The organism is Plantibacter sp. H53 (assembly GCF_001650455.1).
In the GTDB taxonomy this organism is placed as follows: Bacteria; Actinomycetota; Actinomycetes; order Actinomycetales; family Microbacteriaceae; genus Plantibacter; species Plantibacter flavus_A.
Genome location: NZ_LWCT01000002.1, coordinates 72708 through 84200, shown reverse-complemented (window position 1 = coordinate 84200; position 11493 = coordinate 72708). Strand labels below are relative to the sequence as shown.

Here is an 11493-nt window from a genome sequence, read left to right as displayed (position 1 = left end):
AGTGGGTGCGGGGGCGACGCGCCGGAGCTTTCCTGAGTCGGGGACAGAGCGGGGGATCGATCGAAGGAGCGGTGGCTAGCGCAGGGTGCCGTGGACGGCGAACTCGTCGATGCGCGCGAGTTCGGCGTCGTCGAAGTCCAACCGGTGGATCGCCGCGTAGTTGCCCTCGAGCTGCTCGACCGAGCTGGCGCCGATGATCGCGGACGTGACCGTGTCGCGACGCAGTACCCACGAGAGCGCCAGCTGCGCGAGGGTCTGGCCGCGTTCCTCGGCGATCGCCTGCAGGCCGCGGGCGCGCTCGAGGTAGGTGCCCGTGATCGACTCCTCGTTGAGGAAGTGGCTCGTCGCCGCACGCGAGTCCGACGGGACCGTTCCACCGAGGTAGCGATCGGTCAGCATGCCCTGCGCGAGGGGGCTGAACACGACGGCACCGAGACCGAGGTCATCGAGGGTGTCGAGCAGGCCGTCCTCGACCTCACGGGAGAACATCGAGTAGCGGGGCTGGTGCACGAGCAGCGGGACACCGTGCTCACGCAGCGCGGCCACCGCGGCGATGGTCTGCTCGGGGGAGTAGTTCGAGATACCGGCGTACAGCGCCTTGCCCTGCTCGACCGCCGTCGCGAGCGCACCCATCGTCTCCTCGATCGGGGTCTCCGGGTCGGGGCGGTGCGAGTAGAAGACGTCGACGTACTCGACACCGATACGGCCGAGGCTCTGGTCGAGCGACGACAGCATGGTCTTGCGCGAGCCCCACTCGCCGTAGGGGCCCTGCCACATGTAGTAGCCGGCCTTCGAGGTGATGATGATCTCGTCACGGTGGGCGGCGAGGTCCTCGGCGAAGATGCGGCCGAAGGCGGTCTCGGCGGAACCCGCGGGCGGGCCGTAGTTGTTGGCGAGGTCGAAGTGGGTGATCCCGAGGTCGAAGGCGCGGCGCACGATGGCCCGCTGGACCTCGATGCTGCGGCCTTCGCCGAAGTTGTGCCAGAGACCGAGGGACAGCGCTGGGAGGCGCAGTCCGCTGCGGCCGACGCGGCGGTAGGTCATGTCGTCGTAACGGGTTTCGGCTGCTTCGTAGGGCATGGTCTGCGCTTTCATCATCGAATCGTCGTGGTGCCGGAGGCAAGCGTACCGTGATCGTTCACGGCCGAGCCGGTTCGGCGTCGAGTAGCGTGAGCACGTGTCGTCCACCACGCTTCCACCCGCTGAAGAGCCTGTGTCCCACCCGCGGTGCGGGTGCGGCGTCGCGATCGTCCGCGAGGGTCGGATCCTCCTACTCGAGCGCCTCCGCGAGCCCGAGGCCGGATCCTGGGGCATCCCCGGCGGGAAGGTCGACTGGATGGAGCGCCTCGAGGACGCCGTCCGTCGCGAGGCACTGGAGGAGACCGGGCTCGAGCTCGGATCGATCGAGCTGTTGTGCGTCGTCGACCACTTCGAGCAGGCGCTGCACCAGCACTGGATCTCGCCGGTGTACCTCGCGGAGGACACCGTCGGCGAACCTGAACTCCGAGAGCCGGAGAAGCACAGCGGCCTCGGCTGGTTCCCGCTCGACGCGCTGCCGGAACGGGTGACGGTATCGACAGTCGCGGCGGTCGAAGCGATCGCGCGGTCTCGCGGACCCAGGCGCCCGGACGACGCCGACTCGTAGACTCGGGCGCGTGACCGATCGCCCGTCGTCCGACGCCCGCAACGACTTCGTCACCTTCGACGCGCTCCGGGCGGAGGCCGTCGAGCAGCCGGTCCGACGTGGAGCGGGCGCGTGGGGGTTCTTCGGCACGGTCGCGATCGTGATCGGCGCCCTGTTGATCCCGGTCGCCCTCGTCAGCACATGGGCGGACACGATGCTCCGCGACACCGACACGTTCGTCGACACCCTCGCCCCGCTGGCCACGGACCCCGCCGTCCAAGCCTTCGTGGGTGACCAGGCGCTCGCCGCGCTGGAGGGTCAGGTCGACCTCGATGCGGCGGCTGCAGTACCGGCCGACCTTGCGGCGACCCTCTCGCTCCCGCCGGCGATCTCGGAAGTGCTCGGCGCGATCGGCGGCGACACCGCGGATGCGCTGCGCGAGGTCCTGCGCCGGAACGTCGCCGAGTTCGCGGCCTCGCCCGCGTTCGCGACCGCATGGACCGAGGCCCTCCGCGTCACGCATGAGCAGCTCGTCGCGGGCGTCGCCGGTTCCCAGGGTGCCGTCATCGACGTCTCGGCCGAGCAGGGCCTGGGCGTGCAGTTGGGACCGATCGTCTCCGCGACCCGCACCTGGCTGGTCGACGCCGGGTTCGGCTTCGCGGCCGCCATCCCGGACGTCGACCGCGTGGTCGACGTCGTCCCGGCATCGCAGGTCGCGCCAGTGCTCGATGGCATCCGGGTGATCGAAACGGCGGCGGGTTGGTCGCCCTGGCTCGCGATCGGGCTCCTCGCACTCGGGGTGATCCTGCTCTGGCTGGGGCGCCGCAACCCGAGCCGGACCGTCGCCGGAGCTGCGATCGGCGTCCTGCTCGCGGCGGGCCTGACGCTCATCCTACTCGGCGCTGCCCGACTCGCCCTCGTGTTCGCGGTGTCGGTCGCGATCCCCGGCGGCGTCGGGGATGCGGCGGCGTCGATGCTGCTGGGCCCGCCCACCGATGCGGCCTGGTCCGTACTGTGGGTGTCGCTCACCGTGGCGGTCCTCTCCTTCGTCAGCGCCGCGTTGCGGCTCCCCGAGCGCATCGCGCGGGGTGTCCGGGCGGCGCGGCGTCCGCTGGCGGGCACGAACGTCTAAGCGCCGGTGGCCCATCCGTCCGCATGGACGGCCCGGCTCGTCCGCGGTGCTGCGAGTCTGCGATGCCACGGCACCTCTACGAGCGTGTGGAGCAGCCAGGACGCGGCGAGGATCGAGCCGAACCAGACCAGGCTGATCGGGGCCCGGAGGAGGAACGGCATGCCGTCGACGGCGCTCGGCGGGATCGCCTTCGCCAGCAGGATGAGCACGAAGACGTGCACGAGGTACGTGGAGAACGAGAGCTGCCCCAGGATGCGCGCGGGGCGACTGCGCAGCACTGCGGTGGAGCGCGGGCTCGCGACCGCCAGGCCTCCGACGATGATCGCCGCGAAGGTGATCGCGGCCCAGGCTCGTGGTGCTCCGGGTTCGAGTGCGATCGCCGCCACCACCAGGCCGCTGGCGCCTCCTGCGGCGACCCACGCCGCTCGTCGGGTGACCGGGAGGGCTGCCGTCCACTCCGCCAGACAGATGCCGAGCGCGAAGCAGCACAGCACCCGGACGGCCGGGGTCGCCATGCCGTTCATGGCCGACGGGGCGATGGCGGCGGCGATCGTCGTCGTGGAGACGAGCCCGACCGAGAGGGCGATCATCGGGACCGGGCCGCGCATCCGGTCGCGGAGGGCGAGGGCGAACACCGGGAACAGGATGAACGCGAGGAATTGGGCCGACAGCGACCAGGCGGGTGGGTTCCACCAGAGTGCGTCGCCGAACCATGCGCGGGTGAGGGTGAGTTCGGCGAGGAGGCCGATGGGCGGGAACGCCCCGTCGTCCGTTGAGACACCGACGATCGCCCCGCCGACGCAGAGCAGCACGAAGGCGAGGAGCACGGTCACGTGTGCCGGGTATATCCGCGCGAAGCGGTTCCGGAGGTAGCGACCGTAGATGGGCCAGGTCCAGCGCCGATCCTGGTAGGCCCGGGCGATCGTGTACCCGCTCAAGACGAAGAACACGTCGACGGCGAGTCCGGTGTGGGCCATCGGCGCGAGCCACGAGAGCTCGGGGAGCACGGAGAACAGCCAGTCCGCGGAGTGTGAGAACACCACCCACCAGGCGGCGACGGCGCGGGCACCGGCGAAGGCGGTGTGGTCGACGCGGGGTGCCGGTCGGCGGTCGCGTCGGGGGTTTCCGGTCGCGTGGTTCTCCGGTGACGGCATGGTGCTCCTGGATGATCGGACGGCGGTGGTCACGCCGGATCTCCACTCTAGGATGCTTCTGTACCTCATGGTTCTGTACTGTGTGGACTGTGGACAGGACATCACGAAGCGACGGAACAGCTCGGTGGCGGAGGACCGGAGCCGAACCCGGACCGGTCCCGGAACCCGAACCGACGGCCGTCGAGCCCGAACCCGATCCCGATCCCGACCGTGGGGCCCCGTCGCCACCCGAACCCGATCCCGCACCGTCGGCACCGACCGGGAACGCGGACACCCAGGCCGTCCCGCCCGTCGAGCTCGTCCTCGAAGGTCCCGGGATCGACCCGACCGGTGCCTCCGTCAGCACCGCCGCGGTCCTCGCCTGGTTCGCGGCCGTCCCGGCCGGCAGCACCGTGGTCGTCCGCGGCGGCGACGTCATCGCCGTGGACGCGACGATCAGGATCGACCGTCGCCTGCACCTCCGCGGGCGCGGCGAGCTCCGGTTCGTCGGAGGTGTCGAGGCGGCCCCGGCGCTGAAGCTCATCGTGTCGGGCAGCTCGGTGACCGGCCTCCGGGTCAGCTACGCGGGCCCGACCGCATCGAGCACGGGTGAGCGCAACACCGGGATCAGCATCTGGGCGAACGACGTCCTGATCGACGGCGTCACCGTCGACGGGTTCCAGAACGGCATCGCCGTGCAACCGTCAGGTGAGTTCGAGGGCGTCGTCATCTCGGGGTGCCATGTCCTGAACATCGTCGGCTCGGGCGGAGGGCGAGGCTCCGCCTCGTCCGCGGGCGAGGATCGTGGCGACGGCATCACCGTCTGGGGTGCGCGTTCGGCGGTCGTCGGCAACATCGTCTCGGCCGCCCCCGGCACCGACGCACGGGTCGGCATCCACGCCGAGAACCTGCCCGACTACGCGGTCGACCCCGGTTCCTGGGCCGACTCGATGGTCACGATCGAGGGCAACGTCGTCACCGGGCCGTTCCGCCGGTCCATCGCCGTGGAGGGGATGGCCCACACCGTCGTGACCGGTAACACCGTGTCCGACGCCACCTGGTGGGGACTCGCCGTCATCGACACCCGATCGGTCGCCCTGGTCGCGAACACGGTGCGCTGGACGCGGACGGCCGACGACGACCAGGGGTCCGCCTGGGGGCCGAAGCGCTGCCCGGCGATGATCTACCGCGATGCGCAGGGAACCGTGGTCTCCGGGAACGTCATCGAGATCCGCGGCGTCGCTGCTGCGGGCATCATGGCCCAGGCGGCGACACCCCCGGGCGGTTCGACCACCGTCATCGGCGCCGTCGACGCGCTCATCACCGACAACGTGGTCCGGATCGGCGGCGGCACCTGTCCGATCGGGATCGCGCTCGATCGGACCGGACAGCCCGTCGTCTCGGGTAACCGCGTCGCCGTCACGCTCGCATCGGGCTCGGTGGGCGGTGTCGTGTCGTACCTCGCCCAGGACGCGGTGGTCTCCGACAACTCCATCACCGGGGCCGCGACCTCCAACGGGTTCGGGGTGCTCCACCAGGGTGCCGGCTCGATCGTGGTCATGGGGAACCGCATCGACCGCGTCAGAGTCGCGGTCGCCGTGAACAACTGCACCGGTGGCGCGACGATCATCGGCAACACCGGACGCGAGTGCGAGTACGGCCTCGACACCTTCGGAACGACCGGGCCATCCGTGGTCCAAGGCAACCGTTGGGAGTCGGACAACACGGCACACGCGAACGCGCAGCCGAACACGAGCTACCTCTCCACCCGGCACATGGGTCTCGCGCGGCCGTACGGTGGCCAGTCCGGCGACATCCTCGTCGGGAACGGAAGGCTGTGGGTGAACGATCAGGGCACCTGGCGGTCGGCCACCCTCGGCTGAACGCGCGTCAGGCAGGCCCCGATGATCGGGAGCCCGCCTGACGCGGGGTGGGAGCCGACTCAGCTGCGCGGGGCGTGTGCCGTGTCGGACCCGCTGGCGACGGCCGCCTCGTCGATCGCCGACTGCTCCTCGCCGCCGCGGAACTGCGTGCGGTAGAGCTCGGCGTACGCGCCGTCGACCTCGAGGAGCTGCGCGTGCGAGCCCTGCTCGACGATCCGTCCGTTCTCCATCACGAGGATCGTGTCCGCGTCGCGGATGGTCGACAAGCGGTGGGCGATGACGAAGGAGGTCCGGTCGGAGCGCAGTGCCGCCATCGCGTGCTGCACGAGCAGCTCCGTCCGCGTGTCGACGGAGGACGTCGCCTCGTCGAGGATGAGCAGCTTCGGCTTCGCGATGAACGCACGGGCGATCGTGATGAGCTGGCGTTCACCGGCCGAGACGCTGCCGCCGTCCGCGTCGAGGACGGTGTCGTAGCCGTCGGGCAGCTGGCGCACGAAGCGGTCGACCATCGTCGCCTCGGCGGCCTCGACGACCTCCGCGTCGCTCGCGTCGAGTCGGCCGTACCGGATGTTCTCGCGGATCGTCCCATCGAACAGCCAGGCGTCCTGCAGCACCATCCCGACCTGCGACCGCAGCTCGGCGCGCGTCAGGGCGGTGATGTCGACGCCGTCGAGCAGGATGCGACCGCCCGTGAGCTCGTAGAACCGCATGACGAGGTTCACGAGGGTCGTCTTCCCGGCCCCGGTCGGCCCGACGATCGCGACGGTCTGACCCGGCTGCGCGGAGAAGGAGAGGTCCTCGATGAGCGGCTTCTCGGGGTCGTAGCTGAAGGAGACGCCGTCGAACTCGACGTGGCCGTCGGTGTGCTCGGGCAGGTGTGCGTCCGCGGTCTCCGGGTCCTGTTCCTCGGCGTCGAGCAGCTCGAAGGTGCGCTCGGCGGACGCGACGCCCGACTGCAGCTGGTTCGCCATGCCGGCGATCTGGCTGAGCGGCTGCGAGAACTCACGCGAGTACTGGATGAACGCGGTCGCGTCGCCGAGGGTCATCTGGCCGGAGGCGACCCGGAGGCCGCCGACGACGGCGATGAGCACGTAGGACAGGTAGGAGACGAAGGTCATCGCCGGCATGATCATGCCGGACACGAACTGCGCGCCGAACGCCGCCCGGTAGAGCTTCTCGTTGCGCTCGTCGAACTCGGCGAGCATCTCCTTGTCGCGGCCGAAGACCCGCACGAGCTCGAGGCCTGAGAACGACTCCTCGATGTGCCCGTTGAGCGAGCCGGTGTTCTTCCACTGCGCGGTGAAGAGCTTCTGTGACCGCGAGCCGATGACCCCGGCGATCAGCGCGGACAGCGGCAGTGCGATCAGCGCGATGAGTGCGAGCTGCCACGACACGATGAACATCATCGCCGTGATGCCGAGCACCGTGAGGGCCGACTGCACGAGTTGCGAGAACGCCTGTTGGAGGGCGGTCTGGATGTTGTCGACGTCGTTCGTGACACGCGACATGAGGTCGCCGCGCTGACGGGTGTCGAAGTAGCTCAGTGGAAGGCGGTTGAGCTTGCGCTCGATGTCCCGCCGGAGGTTGTAGACCACGCGCATGACGAGCCCGTTGAGGATGTACCCCTGGGCCCAGTTGAGGATCGACGCGACGATGTACATGCCGAGCACGATGATGATCAGACGGCCCAGCAGGGTGAAGTCGATCCCCTGCCCCGGGGTGATGTCCGACTTCTCGAGCATGTCGGCGTACTGGTCGTTGCCGGATGCGCGTGCCTGGTCGACGACCTGATCGAGCGTCGCGCCGGCCGGGAGCTGCGACCCCATCACGCCGTTGAAGATCGCGTCCATCGCGAGACCGAGGATCTTCGGGGCGATGACCGTGAGCACGACCGAGAGCACGACGAGCCCGACGACGATGCTCATCTTGACCTTCTCGGGGGCGAGGAGGCCGACGAGTCGCTTCGCGGAGGGCCAGAACTGCTCGGCCTTCTTCGACGGGGTGCCGCCGAACATGTCGCCGTCGGACTCACCCGGGGTGAACTCCGGTGCGAGCGCCTCCTCCTCGACCGCGTTCAGCTCGGGAGCCTGAGCGGTGTCCTTCGAGGTGCCGGAGGAGCGCTTGTCACGTGGTGAACGGGCCATGGTCACGCCACCCCTTCCACAGCGAGCTGCGATTGGACGATCTCGCGATACGTCTCGTTGGAGTCCAGGAGTTCGTCGTGGGTGCCGCGGCCGACGATGCCGCCGTCGTTCATGACGATGATGTGGTCGGCCTCGCGGATCGTCGCGATGCGCTGCGCGACGATGATGACGGTCGCGTCGGCGGTGCTGTCGCCGAGGGCTGCGCGGAGTCGTGCGTCGGTGGCGACGTCGAGGGCCGAGAACGAGTCGTCGAAGAGGTAGACCAGGGGCTTCGCGACGAGGGCCCTGGCGATGCACAGACGTTGACGCTGGCCGCCGGAGACGTTCGTGCCGCCCTGGGCGACGCCGTCGTTCAGCATCTTCGGCTTCGCGCGGACGAAGTCCTCAGCCTGTGCGACGTCGAGGGCGCTCCACAGCTCGTCGTCGGTGGCGTCGGGACGTCCGAATCGGAGGTTCGAGGCGATCGTGCCCGAGAACAAATACGGCTTCTGCGGCACGATGCCGACGACCCCGGCGATCTGCTGCCGGGTGAGCTGCGAGACGGGGACGCCGTCGATGGTGACGTGGCCCTGCTGCGGGTCGTAGAGGCGCGGGATGAGCGAGAGGAGCGTCGTCTTGCCGGAGCCGGTCGAGCCGACGATCGCGGTGGTCTTGCCGGGCTCCGCCGTGAACGTGACGTCCGACAGGACCGGTCGCTCCGCGCCGGGGTAGCCGAAGGTGACGCCGGTGAACTCGACCCGTCCGACCGACGGCACGCGGATGTCGGTGCTCGTCGGCACGGTGAGGCTCGGCTCGGTGTCGAGGACGCTCTGGATGCGCTCGGCGCACACGACCGCGCGAGGGATCATCATGACCATGAAGACGCCCATCATCACCGAGGTGAGGATCTGGAGCAGGTACTGGAGGAACGCGGTGAGGGAACCGACCTGCATCTGGCCGGCGTCGACCCGCTGGCCACCGAACCAGAGCACGGCAGCCGTCGCCAGGTGCAGGACCATCATGATGACCGGGAACATGAGGACGAAGATGTTGCCGACCTTGATCGACACGCGCGTGAGCGCCTCGTTCGCACGGTTGTACCGCTCCGACTCGAACGGCTCGCGGACGAACGCCCGGACGACGCGGATGCCGATGATCTGCTCGCGCAGCACACTGTTGATGCCGTCGATGCGGTCCTGCATCTGGCGGAACAGCGGCATGAGGAGGTAGACCAGGAACCCGACGATGATGAACAGCACCGGCACGGAGACCCACACCAGCCACGACAGCCCCGCGTCCTCGCGGAGCGCCATGATGATGCCGCCGACGCACATGATGGGTGCGGACACCATGAAGTTGAGGGTCATGAGGACGAGCATCTGGACCTGCTGGACGTCGTTCGTGCCGCGGGTGATGAGCGTCGCACTGCCGAAGCCGCCGATCTCGAGTGCGCCGAGCGAGTCGACCTTCCGGTAGAACTCCCGGCGCAGGTCGCGGCCGATGGCCATGGCGGTGCGGGCGCCGAAGTAGACCCCGCCGATGGCTGCGGCCACCTGGACGAGGCAGACGAGCAGCATCGTCATGCCGGTGGACCAGATGAAGTCCGTGTCGCCACGGGAGACGCCCTGGTCGATGATCTGGGCGTTGAGGCTGGGGAGGTAGAGGGCCGCGATCGTCGAGATGAGCTGCAGCACGAACACCGCGACGACCCAGGCCGCGTACGGCTTGGCGTGTCGGAGGGCGAGGGCGAGGAGGGCCACGTGAGGTCCTTTGTGGTTCATGTCCGCGGCGGAGCGGCCGTGCGGACGGAGGGGGCGGAACTGGGCTGGCGCGAGACCAGTGCCTCCGACGGCAGCGCGAACCGACGGAGACCATGAAGGACGTGCCCGAGTGACGATACTCCGAGCCGGAGACACGGTGGGGTCCCGGTTCGGAATCGTGATGATCACGTCGGCGCACGCGTCACGCGTCGGCCCAGGCTAATATACCTGTCGTCCAGAACCCGAATCGTGCGGGCGACGTGGTCAGCCGACGCCCACGCTGATGGTGTGCCATCCCTCCGCGCCGTCGGGGACGACGTCGACGGGGGTCTCGCTCTGCGTCTTGCCCGCGGCGTCGGTCGCGCGGACGGCGATGGTGTGGTCACCGGCCGGGGCGTCCCACTGGAGGACCCACTGCACCCAGGTGTCGTCGGAGATGGCGGTCGCGAGCGTCGTGTCGAGCCAGTCGCCGTCGTCGATCCGGACCTGGACACGGTTGACGCCCGTGTGCTGCGCCCAGGCGACGCCGGCGATCGCGACGTTCCCCGCCGCGACACGTCCACCGTCACGCGGCACGTCGATGCGTGACTCCGTCTTGATGGGCCCGCGCTCCGACCAGCCGCGGTCGGTCCAATAGGCCCGAGCGTCCGCGTAGCGGGTCACCTCCAGCTCGACGACCCACTTGGTGGCGGAGACGTACCCGTACAGCCCCGGGACGACCATGCGAACCGGGAAGCCGTGCTGCAGCGGGAGCGGTTGCCCGTTCATCCCGACGGCGAGGAGGCTGTCGCGGTCCTCGTCCTGCAGGACCTCGAGCGGGGTCCCGGCGGTGAACCCGTCGATGCTCCGCGACAGGACCATGTCGGCACCGGCCGTGGGTTTCGCGCGCGCCAGCAGCTCGCGGATCGGGTACCCGAGCCAGAGCGCGTTGCCGATGAGGTCGCCACCGACGGGGTTCGAGACGCAGGTCAGCGTGATGATCGACTCCTGCAGCGGGAGGGCGAGGAGTTCCTCGAACCCGATCTCGACCTCCTGCTCGACCATGCCGGTGATCTTGAGGCTCCAGGTCGAGGGGTCGATGTTCGGCACCTGGAGGGCGGTGTCGATCCGGTAGAAGGAGTCGTTCGCCGACACGACCGGCGTGAGCCCGTCGATGCCGAGTTCGGCTCCGGCCGGGACCGGCGGCGCGGCCACGGCGGCCGTCGGGAGCTTGAGCGCCTTCCGGATGCTCTCCACGGCGACCGCTCCGGCCGAGGCGACGCGTGCGCCGACCCCGATGACGAGGGCACCGACCGCGGTGCCGCCGAGCAGGACGAGGAAGGAGCGTCGGGGGAGTTCGGCCCGGGAGGCCCCGACGACCGGCCGGGCCTCGTCCGCGACCGTCGCGTCGTCCCAGGTGCGGAGGCGGGTCACGAGCAATCGCAGCACCAGGATGCCGACCGCCGTGCCGACGACGCTCGGGAAGGCCCAGTCGAGGCCCGCGTCGGCACGGGTGATCGCTGCGACGACCGCGACGACGCCGACGAGCGCGAGCGCGATGCTCCCGACCGCCGGCCGACGCTCCTCGAGGACACCGATCCCGACGGCGAGGGCCGCGACCAGCACGCCGAGCACGATGAGCAGCACGAGCTTGTCGTCGGTGCCGAACAGGGCGATGACGAGGTCCTTCACCCAGCCGGGCACGAGGTCAATCACGAGGGAACCCACGGCGAGCAGGGGCGAGCTCGCGGGGGCGACGAACGCCGCGACGGCCTCGGCCGAGCCGAGGGTGGCGACGGCTGCGACGACGCCGGACGCACCGGCGAGCAGGGTGCGGCGGCGGGGCTCCATGTCCGTCA

Annotated in this window: 8 protein-coding genes; 3 read left to right on the top strand and 5 right to left on the bottom strand. The window is 69.8% G+C overall.

The genetic code is table 11. From position 1 onward, the window contains the following. Positions 1–75: 75 nt before the first annotated feature. Positions 76–1080 (bottom strand): aldo/keto reductase, encoded by a 1005-nt coding sequence (locus A4X17_RS01800; protein ID WP_064294122.1) that lies wholly within the window; start codon positions 1078–1080, stop codon positions 76–78. A 97-nt stretch (positions 1081–1177) separates the two neighbouring features. Between A4X17_RS01800 and A4X17_RS01795 the strand changes: the two genes are divergently transcribed. Both A4X17_RS01795 and A4X17_RS01790 read left to right on the top strand, forming a co-directional pair. Next, positions 1178–1645 carry an NUDIX domain-containing protein gene (locus A4X17_RS01795; protein ID WP_197478994.1) on the top strand — a complete coding sequence of 156 codons (468 nt, stop codon included), beginning with the start codon at positions 1178–1180 and terminating at the stop codon, positions 1643–1645. 10 nt (positions 1646–1655) lie between these two features. Continuing rightward, positions 1656–2756 carry a hypothetical protein gene (locus A4X17_RS01790; RefSeq protein WP_064293950.1) on the top strand — a complete coding sequence of 367 codons (1101 nt, stop codon included), beginning with the start codon at positions 1656–1658 and terminating at the stop codon, positions 2754–2756. Here the strand turns inward: A4X17_RS01790 and A4X17_RS01785 are convergent. Then, a complete protein-coding gene (locus A4X17_RS01785; protein WP_064293949.1) occupies positions 2753–3910 on the bottom strand; it encodes an acyltransferase in 1158 nt (385 codons plus the stop codon). The genes A4X17_RS01790 and A4X17_RS01785 overlap by 4 nt on opposite strands. An 89-nt stretch (positions 3911–3999) precedes the next feature. Here A4X17_RS01785 and A4X17_RS01780 point away from each other — a divergent pair, with 89 nt between their 5' ends. Then, on the top strand, positions 4000–5772 hold the full coding sequence (locus tag A4X17_RS01780) for a right-handed parallel beta-helix repeat-containing protein (protein ID WP_064293948.1): 1773 nt from the start codon (positions 4000–4002) through the stop codon (positions 5770–5772). Positions 5773–5831: 59 nt separating this feature from the next. Here A4X17_RS01780 and A4X17_RS01775 read toward each other — a convergent pair whose 3' ends face one another. From A4X17_RS01775 to A4X17_RS01765, 3 genes are all read right to left on the bottom strand, one after another. Next, the gene (locus tag A4X17_RS01775) at positions 5832–7916 is read right to left on the bottom strand and encodes an ABC transporter ATP-binding protein (RefSeq protein WP_369808439.1); all 2085 of its coding nucleotides are present in this window, start codon (positions 7914–7916) and stop codon (positions 5832–5834) included. 2 nt (positions 7917–7918) lie between these two features. Beyond that, positions 7919–9655: an ABC transporter ATP-binding protein gene (locus A4X17_RS01770; RefSeq protein WP_064293947.1), complete on the bottom strand. Its 1737-nt coding sequence runs from the start codon at positions 9653–9655 to the stop codon at positions 7919–7921. A 264-nt stretch (positions 9656–9919) separates the two neighbouring features. After that, positions 9920–11485, bottom strand: coding sequence for a molybdopterin-dependent oxidoreductase (locus tag A4X17_RS01765; RefSeq protein ID WP_064294120.1), 1566 nt, complete (start codon positions 11483–11485; stop codon positions 9920–9922). Positions 11486–11493 lie beyond the last annotated feature (8 nt).